Origin of the sequence: Pseudoalteromonas sp. NZS127_1 (genome assembly GCF_015864295.1) — a bacterium.
Classification (GTDB): Bacteria; Pseudomonadota; Gammaproteobacteria; order Enterobacterales; family Alteromonadaceae; genus Pseudoalteromonas; species Pseudoalteromonas arctica.
The window spans coordinates 1-14,726 of sequence record NZ_JADYXO010000014.1 but is presented as its reverse complement, the minus strand read 5'-3'; the positions used below and the strand labels follow the sequence as shown (position 1 = coordinate 14,726).

14 protein-coding genes are annotated in these 14,726 nt (G+C 41.0%); 9 read left to right on the top strand and 5 right to left on the bottom strand.

Features of this window, described 5'->3' with window-relative positions; genetic code table 11:
• Positions 1-10: 10 nt before the first annotated feature.
• The 5 genes from I6F50_RS13150 to I6F50_RS13130 form a co-directional block, all read right to left on the bottom strand.
• Positions 11-373 carry a hypothetical protein gene (locus tag I6F50_RS13150; RefSeq protein WP_165729361.1) on the bottom strand — a complete coding sequence of 121 codons (363 nt, stop codon included), beginning with the start codon at positions 371-373 and terminating at the stop codon, positions 11-13.
• A gap of 184 nt (positions 374-557) precedes the next feature.
• Positions 558-2,993 (bottom strand): TonB-dependent receptor, encoded by a 2,436-nt coding sequence (locus I6F50_RS13145; RefSeq protein ID WP_197176448.1) that lies wholly within the window; start codon positions 2,991-2,993, stop codon positions 558-560.
• 207 nt (positions 2,994-3,200) lie between these two features.
• Positions 3,201-4,940, bottom strand: coding sequence for a solute:sodium symporter family transporter (locus I6F50_RS13140; protein ID WP_197141785.1), 1,740 nt, complete (start codon positions 4,938-4,940; stop codon positions 3,201-3,203).
• A gap of 102 nt (positions 4,941-5,042) precedes the next feature.
• Positions 5,043-7,103 (bottom strand): alpha-xylosidase, encoded by a 2,061-nt coding sequence (locus I6F50_RS13135; RefSeq protein WP_197176446.1) that lies wholly within the window; start codon positions 7,101-7,103, stop codon positions 5,043-5,045.
• A gap of 107 nt (positions 7,104-7,210) precedes the next feature.
• The gene (locus tag I6F50_RS13130; RefSeq protein WP_331458729.1) at positions 7,211-7,978 is read right to left on the bottom strand and encodes a sulfite exporter TauE/SafE family protein; all 768 of its coding nucleotides are present in this window, start codon (positions 7,976-7,978) and stop codon (positions 7,211-7,213) included.
• 180 nt (positions 7,979-8,158) lie between these two features.
• On the opposite strand from I6F50_RS13130, the gene I6F50_RS13125 reads away from it, so the two are divergent.
• The 9 genes from I6F50_RS13125 (at position 8,159) to I6F50_RS13085 (ending at position 14,400) form a co-directional block, all read left to right on the top strand.
• On the top strand, positions 8,159-8,908 hold the full coding sequence (locus I6F50_RS13125; protein WP_024589596.1) for a GntR family transcriptional regulator: 750 nt from the start codon (positions 8,159-8,161) through the stop codon (positions 8,906-8,908).
• A 215-nt stretch (positions 8,909-9,123) separates the two neighbouring features.
• Positions 9,124-10,086, top strand: coding sequence for an aldo/keto reductase (locus I6F50_RS13120; RefSeq protein ID WP_197119534.1), 963 nt, complete (start codon positions 9,124-9,126; stop codon positions 10,084-10,086).
• A gap of 9 nt (positions 10,087-10,095) precedes the next feature.
• Positions 10,096-11,091, top strand: a complete 996-nt coding sequence (locus I6F50_RS13115) for a TauD/TfdA family dioxygenase (protein ID WP_197141798.1) — start codon at positions 10,096-10,098, stop codon at positions 11,089-11,091.
• A complete protein-coding gene (locus I6F50_RS13110) occupies positions 11,091-12,095 on the top strand; it encodes a YeiH family protein (protein WP_197176444.1) in 1,005 nt (334 codons plus the stop codon). The genes I6F50_RS13115 and I6F50_RS13110 overlap by 1 nt, the downstream gene beginning before the upstream one ends.
• Positions 12,096-12,520: 425 nt before the next feature.
• A complete protein-coding gene (locus tag I6F50_RS13105; RefSeq protein WP_006792548.1) occupies positions 12,521-12,730 on the top strand; it encodes a cold-shock protein in 210 nt (69 codons plus the stop codon).
• A 186-nt stretch (positions 12,731-12,916) separates the two neighbouring features.
• Complete coding sequence (locus tag I6F50_RS13100) at positions 12,917-13,126, top strand: cold-shock protein (RefSeq protein ID WP_010554515.1); 210 nt, start codon at positions 12,917-12,919, stop codon at positions 13,124-13,126.
• A gap of 187 nt (positions 13,127-13,313) precedes the next feature.
• Positions 13,314-13,523, top strand: coding sequence for a cold-shock protein (locus I6F50_RS13095; protein ID WP_010554515.1), 210 nt, complete (start codon positions 13,314-13,316; stop codon positions 13,521-13,523).
• Positions 13,524-13,710: 187 nt separating this feature from the next.
• Complete coding sequence (locus I6F50_RS13090) at positions 13,711-13,920, top strand: cold-shock protein (RefSeq protein ID WP_007580429.1); 210 nt, start codon at positions 13,711-13,713, stop codon at positions 13,918-13,920.
• 231 nt (positions 13,921-14,151) lie between these two features.
• The gene (locus I6F50_RS13085; RefSeq protein ID WP_002963088.1) at positions 14,152-14,400 is read left to right on the top strand and encodes a DUF3297 family protein; all 249 of its coding nucleotides are present in this window, start codon (positions 14,152-14,154) and stop codon (positions 14,398-14,400) included.
• Positions 14,401-14,726 lie beyond the last annotated feature (326 nt).

Here is a 14,726-nt window from a genome sequence, read left to right as displayed (position 1 = left end):
ATTATTTTTATTAACGACCATCTTCAAACGAAGCCGTTGCAGAAACTTTGCTCCAAGTACCATCTGTATATAATACCGTTGCTTCTGCTTTATTACTTTTAAATGATTTTATCGAGAATGAGCATGATGTACCCGATACGCCACAAGACGACGCAGCATTTGACCAAACAACACTATCAATGTCAGAGCCATTACCTACCACTCTGAATACTGCTGTAGCTGTTCTTTTACCATAAATCACAGCAAAACAATGATTAGGAGTAAATTGGTCATATGCTTGAGTATCTACGTAACATTCCATTTGGTCTGCACTCGCTTGTGCAGAAAAAATAGATGCCAAAATAATACCTGTAGTAATTAATATAGTTTTCATTTTTATCCTTAATAATTGAACCTAAATAGGTACAAAAAAGATAGAACAACAACGCCCACCTGTACAATTAATTTACAAAAAAAACCTAAAAAGCATACAAAAGGATTGTTTTGATTAAAAAAGCGCAACGTGTAAAACGTTGCGCTTATTTTCAGGGAAATTATTAAATGTAATTATTTAAATATTAAAAACGCGCCTTAAACGATACGCCAAAGTAGCGCTCTGCATCACGCGGTATTTGGTAACGGAAGTTATCGCCACTGTAGGTAGTTGCGTAGCTTTCGTCGGTTAAGTTTTTAGCAATAAGCGATACTCTAAACGCATCATCTTTAAACGATAAGCCAACACTTGCGTTTAAAATGCCGTAATCTGGCAGTAACGACGCTGGGTTAAACTCGCCTACGTTATCTGGCAAGTCTGAGTATTGCTCGTCGGTGTAAATGTATGAGCTATTTATGTGTACGTTAAAGCCATGCTCAGTTTCAATAAAGTAGTCAGCTGTTAGTGAGTATTTTAAATCTGGCGAAAATGGAACATCTAAGCCAGAGCGGTCAGTACACGAACCTGCAGCTACTTCTGCCGGACAATTAAACTCGTCAATTTCGGCTTTAATATAAGCGACACCACCGGTAAGCGTTAGTGACTCTGTTGCAGCCCACATAAAGTCAACTTCAACACCTTGTGTGCTTACATCGCCCGCGTTTGTTAAGCGGGTAATACAGGTGCCGTCTGAACAGTCAAAGTTGTTAGCTTGAAAACCTTCAATTTCTGTTCTGAAAAGTGCCATGTTAAACACAAACTCGCGGCTTGCGTATTTGTAGCCAATTTCGTAAGCATCAGACTCTTCTGGCGATATTTCGCGGCTGTCGGTGTCTGGATTAAAGTTGTAATAAATATTAAAACCAGGCCCTTTGTAACCTTGCGAGTAGGTACCGTATACCATTTGGCCATCGCCTAAATCGTATTGCATACCTAAACGACCCGATACGTTGGTTTCTTCTGCTTTGCCTTCGTCATCGGTATTTAGTGTTGCTGGGCGTACGCCTACACCGGTGCGGCCATATACATCATTGCTTACACGGCGATGCGTGTAAGACACTTCATCGTCGGTGTAACGAATACCAAATAATACGCGTAAATCTTCAGATAAATCGTAAGTACCGTCGGCAAAGGCTGCCCAGTTGTTAAATTCTGTGCTCATAAAAGCAGTGGCCGATACAATATCGTTTGCGTTACAGCTAACGCCTAGCCCTTGTGTGTAACCTTCTAAATCAGCAAGTGCGGCATCAAGCTCTGCGCCCGATAAGTTATTTTGCGCGTAAAAAGCCATTGCGCTATCAAGCTGGCCACCATTGTTTTGACAACTTGCATCACGAGTAAAGTTACGTTGTGAATCCATGTTCCAGTAAAATAAACCAGCAACATAGTTAAATGGCCCTGCTAGGTTTGATGTAACTCTAAACTCTTGCGAAAACTGATCCCATTGCTGTGCACCAATATCATGTAGTTGAAACGGCGCGGCAAATACTGGCTCGCTGCTGTCGCCAGCAATAGAGGTAAAGTCGCCTTCGCGGTATTCGGTATTATCCCATGAGCGCTGCGCTGTAATTGACGTGTACGTATAGTCGCCAATTGTTTTATCAACTTGCACCGAAAACGCGCTATGTTCGTCAATTGTGCGCGACTCGTAATCATGGTCTACTTTGCGTTGGTCTAGGTCAATATCGGCTACGCCATCAACAATACCATTACTGTTTGGCGCTGCTTTTGAATCAGGATTACGACCACTTGGCAGGGCTTCTAAGTCGGCGCAACAATCGTCGTCTGCGTTATAAAATTCAGCTATAAATTTTACGCTTAAGTCGTCCTCTGGCTCGTATTTAAATACAGCACGTGCACCTTCGCGGTCATAACCGTTTACTTTTTCGTTGTTGTAAACGTTATCAATGTAACCGTCAAACTTGCCTTTAAATACCGTTAAGCTAGCGGCTAAATCGTCGGTTAAACCGCCGCTTATAACACCTTTAAAACGGTATTCGTTATCTTGATAAAACGAGGTTTCTACGCTGCCGGTTGTGTCGTACGACGGATCTTTAGTGGTAATATTTACCACACCTGCTGAGGCGTTTTTGCCAAATAACGTACCTTGTGGCCCGCGTAATACTTCAATGCGGTCTACGTCGTATAAATCGGCAAAGGCTTGACCCGAGCGGCCAAGTACCACGCCATCAACAACAGTTGCCACACTTGGCTCGGCAGCAATACTAAATGAAATAGTACCAATACCGCGCACTGTTAGCGCTGAGTTACGTGTTGTGGTGCCTTTTCTAAAGCTAACCGAAGGAACAAGTGACTGTAAGCCTTCCATGTTATTAGCAAAAGCTGAATTAATTTGATCGCTATTAAGTACCGATACCGCAACAGGTACTTCGTTTAAACTTTGCGTTCTTTTTTGTGAAGTAACGACTATTTTTTCAAATGTATCGTTTTTAGCTGTTTCTGTTTTTTGTTGTTCTTGTTCGGTTTGCTCTTGCTGTGCATGTACCTGCGCGCTAAGCGCTAAACCGGTTGTCATTGCTAACGTGACTGCCAAGCTTAAGACGGACTTTTTAGCTCTCATGTCATTCTCCATATTGTGCGTGTGCTGTGTGGTACCGCGCTAGCAATTGTGTGAGTTGCTAAAAAGCGGTGTCAGTGTGTGTGATACTTTCCTTAAAGCTCTTATATCTTATATAAGAGCTTTAAATTTAAACAAACTATCTTACTAATGCAAACATTATGTGAATTAAATGTGATTTAAGTTTGGTGTATAGAATATAGCCGCACGTTATGCGGCGTTTTTAGCCCCAATACGCGCTAAGCTATTTTCGTAACGAACCTGCCAACGACGTACACTCCACCAGCTAAGCACTAAAACAGTAGACCAAACAGCAACTAAACTTGGTACAAAGTACACACTGGTTCCACCCACTAATCCGAGCGGAGAAAACAATATATATAAGCTAACAATCAAGCCTACTAATACGATGGCGCAAGGCAATGCGTACTTCCAAGGATTAAGGTCTACCTCGGCTTTGCGTGTAAATTGCCATGGTGTTTTAAGTGGTTTGTAGTAACCAATACCCAGCATTATTGCCAATTCAATTATGAACAAAATGGCGTAAATATGAATAAAGTTAATGTCTACATCCCATACAAATTTAAGCAAGGTGTAGGCAATAATATGGAATATAATCGCGACTTTAGCGCCCAGTGCAGGCACTTTTCGAGTAAACAAACCTACCAATACAATTGTGATGACCGGAATGTTATAGAAACCTGTAAATACACGAATTATGTGCCATAAGCCTTCAGGTGCAAACATCAATAATGGCGCGGTTATAAACGATAATACGGCAATAATAATACTGGTAATTTTAGCCACTTTTATAAGTTGGCTGTCTGTTACTTTGTCTTTTTTCATTGGTTTGTAAACGTCTAAACAAAATAAGGTCGCCGCGCTATTGAGCAATGAGTTAAATGAGCTAAATACAGCACCTAGCAATACGGCCAAAAAGAAGCCAGATAAATACTGTGGAAGTACTTCTTTTACCAAATGTGGGTAAGCTAAATCGATAGTTGGCAGGCTTTCGTGTTTATAAAGATGGTAAGCAATAACGCCTGGGATCATCATCATAAACGGTACTAGCACTTTAAAGTACCCTGAAAACAACACCCCTTTTTGACCTTCAACTAAGTTTTTAGCGCCCAATGTACGCTGGATCACATACTGATTAGTGCCCCAATAAAACAAATTAGCTAAGATCATCCCTGTAAAAATAGTGCCAAATGGCACGGGATCATCGCTACTACCAATAGCATTGAGCTTTTCTGTGTCGGTGTTTACTAGGGTGCTTAACCCTTCTGAAAAACTACCATCACCCAATGCAATTAAGCCCAGTGTTGGCACTAAAATACCAATAATTAATAACCCAACACCGTTAATGGTATCTGATACCGCAACCGCCTTTAAACCACCAAATACAGCATAAATAGCCCCAACTGAACCCACTGTAATAATGGTCACAATTAGGCTTGCTTGGTAGCTCATATTTAATAAGGTGGGTACATCAAAAAGTCTAAGTACGGCAATTGATCCTGAGTACAAAACAGAAGGGATCGTTATAAAACAATACCCTACCATAAATAAGATCACCGTCATGCGTCGTACGGTATCGTCAAAACGATCCCGTAAAAATTCAGGTAAGGTAGAAAACGCGCCCGCTAAATAACGAGGCAAAAAGATCAACGCCATAATAATGGTTGAGATCCCTGCGGTTACTTCCCACGCCATTGAGCTTAGGTTGTAACCATAAGCTGAGCCATTAAGGCCAATTAGTTGCTCGGCCGATAAGTTAGTAAGGATCATCGACCCTGCTATAAATGTACCTGTTAACCCACGACCCGCTAAAAAGTAGCCATCTTGGGTGTTAACTTCCCCTTTGGTTTTTTGGTACGAGATATATCCCACCAGCGCCATAAACGCCAAGCACGATAGCAGTGTCATGGTAATGTTCATACCTTCCATCTTGCGCCCCTTTTAGCTTACTTTACTCGGTAAAAAGTAAGCTAATATCTTTATTATTGTGTGTGTTATGTGTGTGTTGTGTGTTTTTTATTAAGCCGAGTTTTATTTAGGCCATGGCGTTAATTGGCTCATGTCTTGTTCTGTGTGTTGAACCTCTGGGCCAAGCATTAGGCTGTCGCCTTCGCGCATAAATACTGCCATTTCTTCAAGTGCGAGTGTGTGCTCGTAGTACTTACCACCTTCGTAAGCTTGTTTATCAGGAAAGCGAATCCAGCGGCCTTGTGGTAAATAAAATTTCACTTTACCGTTTGGTACTACACATGGCACAACCAGTAATTTTTCACCGCACATAAATTGCTGATCAAAACTATGCGCTAGCACATCATCAGGAAATGCCAGTGCCATTGCACGCTGAATCGGCAAACCGGTTTGCTGCGCTTGCTCTGCACTTTGTTCTAAATAAGGAATAAGTTGGTAGCGTAGTTTAAGTGCTGCAAATACCGCGTCACTTGCTTGCTCAGTATAAGACCACGGTTCGCGAGGGCCAATACCATGCAAGCGCATGTGTGCGCTAAATACTGAGGCTTGCGCCCAGCGCACGTAAAGCTCTGCGTCGCGAGTGTCTTTGTAAAAACCGCCAATATCGGTTGCAAAAAACGGTCCGCCCGACATACCCCACGCTAAGCTGCCACGAATACTCGCCGCTAAACCTTGCCAATCGGCTTGTGGGTCACCGCCCCACTGTGCAGGGAAGCGTTGGCTGCCCGTCCATGCTGAGCGGCTAAATAAAAATGGCCCTGTTTTACAGTATTTTTCGGCGGCTTCATAAACGCAGCGGTTGTACAACATGCTATAAACGTTGTGTAATCTTATACCGCTGTCGCCACTGTGCGATACCATATTTTCGTCTTCTAGCTGTTCGCCAAAATCTGCTTTTATCATATCTACGCCAAGCTCAAACAAAGGCTTATGCGACTCAAGCCAGTATTCGTAAGCGTCGGGATGAGTAAAATCTAAAATACCCGACTCTGGCAGCGGCGTAAGTACTTCGCCAAATGGACTTAAATCCCACTCGTATTGATACGCTTTGCCTGTGCGTTTGTCTTTTATAAGCCAGCCGTTTTCGGCCGCTTTAGCAAACAATGGGTTATTTACCGAGATCATCGGGTATTCCCACACACAAATTTTAAAGTCCATGGCTTTAAGTTCATCAAGCACTGGTTTTGGGTCGGCGTAGCGTGTTGGGTCCCATTCAAAGGCAAAGCGAGTGTCGGTGTCTTGCCATGCTCGGCCATCAAGGGTAATTACGTCGCACGGCATTTTTTTAGTGCGTACTTCGCGGGCAACACTAAGTAGTTCGTCGGCATCTTTGTAATACGCTTTTGATAAAATAACACCAAAGCTCCACTGCGGTGGCACCGGTGCAAAACCTGTTAGTTCACAATAGCGGTTAATACTTTGAGCAGGTGTTTGTTCTTGATATAAAAAGACATCTAGCGCGTCATCTTCAACTAAACATACATAAGCGCGTTGCGACCACAATGCATAACCTACGCCATGGGTAACAGGCGCGGGTGTATGTACAAATAAGTTCCAGCCTTCTGGACTCCATGCATACGGGGTATTTTTATAAGACTTTTCGGCGTTAACACCCAGCGCATCGTGGTTATATGAACGAATAAGTTGGCCGCGTTTATCAAGCTTGCCCCACTTTTCGCCAAGACCATACACTGCCTCATCGTAGTTAAGCTCAAGGCTTAGTATCCAGCCGTTATCGGTTTTAGCTAGTGGCGGTAAACGGTGCTGGCGTACAAAGTGGCCATCAGTTGCTGATTGCTGTACTAGCTCATCGTTTTTATAAAGTTTGAAATGAAAAGGGTCGCTGTAAAATTCTAGGCGGTATTCGCCACCGCTTACACTGTAATCATTATTGTTTTTGCTAAGTGTAAGGGGATATTCTGATGGGGTTGTGGTTAATATTTTAAACTGCTCGTCATGTGTGGTGCCTGCATTTAAACGTAAACCAAACTGGCTTATCGTTACGCTAATATCACCAAACTGAGTGGGCAAAACCAGCACATTACCTTGTAACTTTGGCGGTGCGGTTAAGCGTGCTGGCTCTATTGCGTTCCAGTCTGGCTCACGTAATTCAAATACATTCATGGGAGTTCCTTAACCAATTATTAGTCTTGTATAAGACACAAGTTAAATAATTGTAATCCCCATGTCAATGTAAATAACCCTAAGATGAATTATTTACATCGCGATTTTTAAAATATACCCGGCGCCGATGTAGCCACCAGCGATACGCCGCTCAGTCCTAGCAGCGTAATAGCTATAATGCGTATCCATTTAGCGTCTACGTAGGGCGTTAATTTACGAGCAAAATGCGTAACTAGCAACACTAAAGGAATAGCCGCTGCAATTAAAAACATAATGTCGAGCTCTGGCAAAGTACCAAATAAAGCGATACCTACACGTACTAGCCCGCCAATAGTAAATACCGCTAATAACGTACTGCGAATAGCTTCAATAGACCAACTTTGCTTATAACACTGAAACACAAGCGGTGGCCCAGAGGTTGAAAACAACCCTCCAAGTAATCCACTTACCCCACCGGCTATTAAAAACGAACGAGGACGGCTTTGTTTATTAGCACGATCGCGGCCAATCAGCATTAAAGCGCAGCACAATAGAATGCTTACGCCTAAAATAAAGTTTAAATAGTGCGTTAAATGCGACGACATAAACTCAAGCAGCACAAAACCTACCAGCATTAACGGAATACCGGTATACAACATAAGTTTTAGCTCGGGTACTTTTACCGAGCTGCGGTTTTTAACCACCACGGTTGTAGAGTTAACCAAACCCAATAAGCTCACTAAAAATGTAGTTGCTGTAAGCGGCAATACATCAAGCAATGTAAAGCTTGCAACCACTAGTAACCCAAAGCCAAACCCGCTAAGAGTTTGCATAATAGTGGCAAGGCTTAGGCACAGCGCCATAAGCAAAATGAGTTCAAAAGAAATACTAAGCACTTTTAATTTCCTAAGGGTGAGCTATTGTAGTGTAACGATTTGTTTTTAGGCATAATGTATATTTTGCGCCTATTAAACATTACAGCAGTAGTTCACGTTTAATTGAGCTAGCGCAAATATGCGTAAAAGGTTTCACCTATGCTATAACTACAGGTGGATTAAATTTAATGGTAAATAATAATGAGTAACTCTATGTTTGATCACAAATTAAGTGGCCCAAGCTTGGCTTTTCAACCACTTTACTTACAAGTGGCTGATTATATTAAACAGCTCATTGTTGAAAGACGTTGGGTACCTGGCGAAGCACTACCAAGCGAATTTCGCCTTGCTGAAGAATTTAACGTAAGCCAAGGTACGGTTCGTAAAGCACTAAACTTATTAACCGACAATAAAATAGTAACTCGTCGCCAAGGCGTTGGTACGTTTGTATCGCAACATACTGCGCAAGATGCCTTATTTAGGTTTTTTCCGTTACAAGCCGACGGTAAAGGTGCCGATTTACCAAAGGCTGAACTGCTATCGGTTGAGCTTTGTGCAGCGCCAGTTGAAGTAATAGAAGCGTTACAACTCAATAAAAAAGACAAAGTTACTAAGCTTGTTCGTAGGCGTATTCTTGATAACGAATTTTGCATGAGCGAAACTATATACCTACCGCAAAGCTACTTTCCTGATATACATCAAAGTAGTGATATTCCGCATACATTGTACCATTACTATCAGACCAAATTTAACCAAACTGTACACAAAACCCAAGACAGTATTAAAGCCGTACTTGCTACAATGGATGATGCCAAAATGCTTGCTATTAAAGCTGGCGACCCACTGCTGCTGGTATCACGCATTACCGAATCAATCGAAGGTAAGCGTATTGAATACCGCCAGAGCAAATGCCGTAGCGATCATTACCACTATCAAATTGAGCTCGACTGATTAAGAGCCAATTTAGTGCTAACAACCCACTTTAGCGCATAATAATTAAATATTTTTTAAAGGCAGCAAACGCTGCCTTTTTGCTGCCTGCAGGTTTTTTAACCCATTCATTTACTGCTTTGCTGTTAACACAGTATTGACACTGTTTGATTCGTATAATAACTTATGTCTTATACAAGACCTAAGTCATTATGCATTTTTAACAGGAATTCCCAATGAGTTCATTAAATAATATCCCTTCAGTAGGGTTCGGTTTATGGAAAGTAGCGCAAGAAGATTGTGCACAAACGGTATACCAAGCCATCAAGGCAGGTTACCGCCATCTTGATTGCGCATCAGACTACGGTAACGAAGAACAAGTAGGCGATGGCATAGCCCAAGCAATAAACGATGGCTTATGTACCCGCGAAGAATTATGGATAACATCAAAACTGTGGAATACCTTTCATGCACCAGAGCATGTTGGCCTCGCGATAGATAAAACACTAAGTGACTTAAAGTTAGATTACTTAGACTTATACCTAATTCATTTTCCGATTGCGCAAACATTTGTGCCAATAGAAACCCGCTATCCACCAGAATGGTTTGTTGACCCAGACGCACAAAACCCACAAATGGAGCTTGCAAAAGTACCACTTTATTTAACGTGGCAAGCAATGGAAGAACAAGTACACAACAACAAAGCAAAACGCATTGGGGTATGTAATTACTCAAGCGCACTGCTTCACGATTTAATGACCTACGCAAATATTAAGCCTGCCATGCTGCAAATTGAATCGCACCCTTATTTAACGCAAGAGCGATTAGTAAGACTCGCAAAGCAGTACGATATTCCGGTTACTGCGTTTTCGCCACTGGGTGCACTTTCGTACCTTGAGCTTGAAATGGCAGATAAAACTGAATCGGTTCTTGAGCAAAGCGTTGTTAAAGCGGCTGCACACAATCATGGCAAAACGCCAGCACAAGTCGTACTTCGCTGGGGCGTGCAACGTGGCACTGCCATTATTCCAAAAACTTCAAAACTTGAACGCATGAAAGAAAACCTCGCACTGTTTGATTTTGAATTAACAGAGCAAGAAATGGCGCAAATTTCTGCGCTTAACAGTAATCGCCGATTTAACGACCCTGGGCACTTTTGTGAAGTTGCCTTTAACCGTTTTCACCCAATTTACGATTAGGAACATACAATGTCAGCTACCGAAATTAACTACGCCTCAGTGCCAACTCAATTAACATTCGATGATTCGGTTTTTCCGTGCATTGTGGTTAATAACAATAACGCCAGCACCGTTGAAGAAGCGGTAGCTTTCATTCGCGCCAATAAAAGCGAACTAGCTAAAAAACTTCGCAGCTCAGGAGCTGTGTTGTTTCGTGGCTTTCCTGTAAATAGCGCCGAAACATTTGATACGTTTTCAGCTGGGTTTGATTACGACAATTTTACTTATAAAGAGTCGCTTTCAAACGCGGTGCGTATTAATTTTACCGAGCGTGTATTTACAGCTAACGAAGCGCCAAAAGATGTAGAAATATACTTACACCACGAAATGGCACAAACGCCTATTTCGCCAAGTAAGTTATTCTTTTTTTGTAAATCGGCCGCAGAAGAAGGTGGTGCAACACCTCTTTGTCGATCAGATAAGTTATTTAGCGCATTAAAAGAATACGACAGTAAACTTGCCCATGACTTTGAACACAAAGGCCTAAAGTACACCACCTATATGCCAGCCGCTGACGATGCAACATCAGGCCAAGGCCGAAGCTGGAAAAGTACACTAAGCGTTGAAACCAAAGACGAAGCACATAACAAATTAACCGAACTGGGTTACGAGTGGGAATGGCTTGAAGACGGCTCACTAAAAGCCGTTACACCGGTACTTCCTGCTGTAGTAACTCTTGAAAACAACGTACAGGTTTTTTATAACCAACTGATTGCCGCTTACATGGGCTGGAAAGGCGTACGCGAAAACCCATCGGTTGCTATTGCCTTTGGCGATGGCAGTGCTATTCCTAAAGCTGGACTTGATAAAATTGTTGAGCTTTCAAAAGTATTTACCTTTGATCTTGCATGGCAAGATGGCGATGTAGCTTTAGTTGATAACGAAATGGCTATGCATGGTCGCCGCCCTTTTACAGGCGAACGTAAACGCCAAGTGTTAGTAGCACTTACCGCAGCTAAAGCGTAATGCAGCGCTTAAGTAGTAAATTAAGCTGTAAAATATCACCTTTATGGCAAGGTACCAGCATTACTGCAATGACTGGCCTTGCCGCTTTATTTTTAAGTGAGCATTACGGCGCGCCAGCCATGCTGTTTGCTTTGTTACTGGGTATGGCAGTCTCATTTTTATATCAAAGCGATAGCCCTTGCGCCAAAGGTATCGACTTTACCGGCACCACGGTTTTGCGCGTAGGTATAGTGCTGCTAGGCACACGCATAGCACTGGGAGATTTAGTAACACTAGGTTGGCAAACCGCACTTATGTTAGCGGGCGCTATATTTACTACTATTATTTTAGGCGTAGTACTTGCGCGCGCATTTGGCTTACAAAAACGCTTTGGTGCACTTACAGGCGGCTCAGTTGCTATTTGTGGAGCGTCTGCTGCGCTAGCTATCTCCTCTATTATGCCAAACAGCGAACATAAAGAGCGCGATACTTTACTTACGGTTATTGGCGTAACAGCCATGTCGACCCTTGCTATGATCCTCTACCCTATTGTGGTTAATTACCTTGAGTTTGACGCCCATAATGCAGGCGTATTTTTAGGCGGCACAATACACGACGTAGCGCAGGTAGTAGGTGCTGGTTATTCGGTATCACCTGAGACTGGCGATATAGCAACCCTAACTAAACTTGTACGTGTTGCTATGCTGCTACCCGTTGTACTTATTATGATGGTTGTTATTAATCGCTCAAATAAAGAAAAACACGGAGAATTACCTAAAGTCCCTGGGTTTTTAATTGGCTTTGTCATACTCATGATAATAAATAGCTGCTTTTCTCTTCCTATAATAGTGCTTGAAACCGCTAACGAACTTTCGCAGTTCTTTTTAATTGCGGCTATTTCAGCCATTGGTATGAAAACTAATTTAGGAAAACTTACCGAAGTAGGTATAAAACCTATTATTTTAATTGTTGCTGAAACACTTTGGATTGCATTATTAATACTTGGATTTGTAATTTGGGGCTAATGAATCACGTTATTTAAGATATATATCAAAAAATTTAGTAGGTAATTAGGTCATGTTTTAACCAGTTAAAACCTGTATTTTACCTACTCTAAAACCGTGTACAAAAATAAGCGTAAAGCTTTGATTAAAATAAACTTAACTTTAATTTATAAGTTAAAAAGATCATCTCAATCATAACTAGTTAGTTAAAAAACGAACAAACAAATAAAGCACTTACTCTAAAATAAATTTACAATAGGGCTTGGTATATGACTTAATTTACTGTTATCCTGCTTGCCATCGGGTTGACAGAAAACCCTATTTATTTGTAAGTACCACGTTGTTTTAGTAATAATCCTTCGCGTTATCCTCAGTTAAATGTATGTTTTCTTCCTGTTAAATTGCCTAATTTAAGGCGCACTTTTATTAATTCTTAGGATACTATTATGTCTAATACTACAACTGGTACAGTTAAATTTTTCAACGAAGCAAAAGGTTTTGGTTTTATCGAGCAAGAATCTGGTCCTGATGTTTTCGCACATTTCAGCGCGATCTCTGGCGACGGTTTCAAAACTCTAGCTGAAGGCCAACGTGTACAGTTTACTGTTACTCAAGGTCAAAAAGGTCCACAAGCTGAAAACATCGTTAGCATCTAATTGCTTTCGTTAAAATGGGTTAGCAATAACCCATTTTGAATACTAGTTTGAAAGAAGTTTTGTTTTATTTGTTAGTACCCCGTTGTTTTAGTAATAATCCTACGCGATATCCTCAAGTTAACTATTTTTTCCGGCTCAATCGCCTCTTTTCAGGCACACTTATATTAATTTTTTAGGATACATATTATGTCTACTACAACTACTGGTTCAGTAAAATGGTTTAACGAAGCAAAAGGTTTTGGTTTCATCGAGCAAGAATCTGGCGCAGACGTGTTCGCACATTTCAGCGCAATCTCTGGCGACGGTTTCAAAACTCTAGCTGAAGGCCAACGTGTACAGTTTACTGTTACTCAAGGTCAAAAAGGCCCACAAGCCGAGAACATTGTTAGCATCTAATTGCTAAACAATTTAGTGGGTTAGCAATAACCCATTTTGAATACTAGTTTGAAAGAAGTTTTGTTTTATTTGTTAGTACCGAGTTGTTTTAGTAATAATCCTACGCGATATCCTCAAGTTAACTATTTTTTCCGGCTCAATCGCCTCTTTTCAGGCACACTTATATTAATTTTTTAGGATACATATTATGTCTACTACAACTACTGGTTCAGTAAAATGGTTTAACGAAGCAAAAGGTTTTGGTTTTATCGAGCAAGAATCTGGCGCAGACGTGTTCGCACATTTTAGCGCAATCTCTGGCGACGGTTTTAAAACTTTAGCTGAAGGCCAACGTGTACAGTTTACTGTTACTCAAGGTCAAAAAGGCCCACAGGCTGAAAACATTGTTAGCATCTAATTGCTAAACAATTTGATGGGTTAGCAATAACCCATTTTGAATACTAGTTTGAAAGAAGTTCTGTTTTATTTGTTAGTACCGAGTTGTTTTAGTAATAATCCTACGCGATATCCTCAAGTTAACTATTTTTTCCGGCTCAATCGCCTCTTTTCAGGCACACTTATATTAATTTTTTAGGATACATATTATGTCTAATACAACTACTGGTTCAGTAAAATGGTTTAACGAAGCAAAAGGTTTTGGTTTTATCGAACAAGAATCTGGCGCAGACGTTTTTGCACATTTTAGCGCAATCTCTGGCGACGGTTTCAAAACTCTAGCTGAAGGCCAACGTGTACAGTTTACTGTTACTCAAGGTCAAAAAGGCCCACAAGCCGAGAACATTGTTAGCATCTAATTGCTAAACAATTTAGTGGGTTAGAAATAACCCATTAATATATTTATCTTTATAATTTTTTAGTCAAATATCTTCAAAAACCCTTCTGTAAATATTTCCCCAGCACAATCTCATTTGTATACACAACTCATTAATTAGTACATTTTTAAACACATTTACTACTATCTCTCTTGAGCGAAAGCTTTGTATTGCCTACAATAGCGCATACTTCATTCAATATAGAATATGACCATGAACGACACTACCGCAAAACCTGCTTTACCAGATCGCCTTTCTATTAATCCACGCAGCCCACATCATGTGGAAGAAGTTTTTGAACACGATATTGGTATCACGTTCAACGGCAAAGAGCGTTTTGATGTTGAAGAATACTGCATCAGTGAAGGTTGGATAAAGTTTGCATCTCCAAAAGGGCTTGATCGTCGCGGACAACCCCTTTTACTTACAAGAAAAGGCACTGTTGAAGCCTTTTATAAGTAAGCTAATCATACTTACTAAAAAGCGACTACCTAATGAGGTGTCGCTTTTTTTGTGCGTTTTTATAGCGTATTTAATAGGTTGAACTTTTTTCATGCTCAACCTGATGAAGTTTCATTATGATTTTTTAAAAAATATGTTTGAATAGCGCCATATTATTTAGACATATAGAAGTCCATAAGTGAAAAAGGTAACAATTTTAGATGGCGGCATGGGACGCGAACTTAAGCGCATTGGCGCTCCGTTCTCACTTGTAGTGGTACAGTGATTTTGGCCACCCATTAAGAAAGAAATGTTATGCTAATAAGCATACAAATTTGGGTGAAAAA

Coding starts and splice junctions, on each gene's coding strand:
- I6F50_RS13120 (WP_197119534.1), top strand. CDS start 9,124: ATGAGTTCATTAAATAATATCCCTTCAGTAGGGTTCGGTTTATGGAAA.
- I6F50_RS13110 (WP_197176444.1), top strand. CDS start 11,091: ATGCAGCGCTTAAGTAGTAAATTAAGCTGTAAAATATCACCTTTATGG.
- I6F50_RS13135 (WP_197176446.1), bottom strand. CDS start 7,103: ATGAATGTATTTGAATTACGTGAGCCAGACTGGAACGCAATAGAGCCA.
- I6F50_RS13095 (WP_010554515.1), top strand. CDS start 13,314: ATGTCTACTACAACTACTGGTTCAGTAAAATGGTTTAACGAAGCAAAA.
- I6F50_RS13105 (WP_006792548.1), top strand. CDS start 12,521: ATGTCTAATACTACAACTGGTACAGTTAAATTTTTCAACGAAGCAAAA.
- I6F50_RS13100 (WP_010554515.1), top strand. CDS start 12,917: ATGTCTACTACAACTACTGGTTCAGTAAAATGGTTTAACGAAGCAAAA.
- I6F50_RS13115 (WP_197141798.1), top strand. CDS start 10,096: ATGTCAGCTACCGAAATTAACTACGCCTCAGTGCCAACTCAATTAACA.
- I6F50_RS13140 (WP_197141785.1), bottom strand. CDS start 4,940: ATGGAAGGTATGAACATTACCATGACACTGCTATCGTGCTTGGCGTTT.
- I6F50_RS13150 (WP_165729361.1), bottom strand. CDS start 373: ATGAAAACTATATTAATTACTACAGGTATTATTTTGGCATCTATTTTT.
- I6F50_RS13145 (WP_197176448.1), bottom strand. CDS start 2,993: ATGAGAGCTAAAAAGTCCGTCTTAAGCTTGGCAGTCACGTTAGCAATG.
- I6F50_RS13085 (WP_002963088.1), top strand. CDS start 14,152: ATGAACGACACTACCGCAAAACCTGCTTTACCAGATCGCCTTTCTATT.
- I6F50_RS13090 (WP_007580429.1), top strand. CDS start 13,711: ATGTCTAATACAACTACTGGTTCAGTAAAATGGTTTAACGAAGCAAAA.
- I6F50_RS13125 (WP_024589596.1), top strand. CDS start 8,159: ATGAGTAACTCTATGTTTGATCACAAATTAAGTGGCCCAAGCTTGGCT.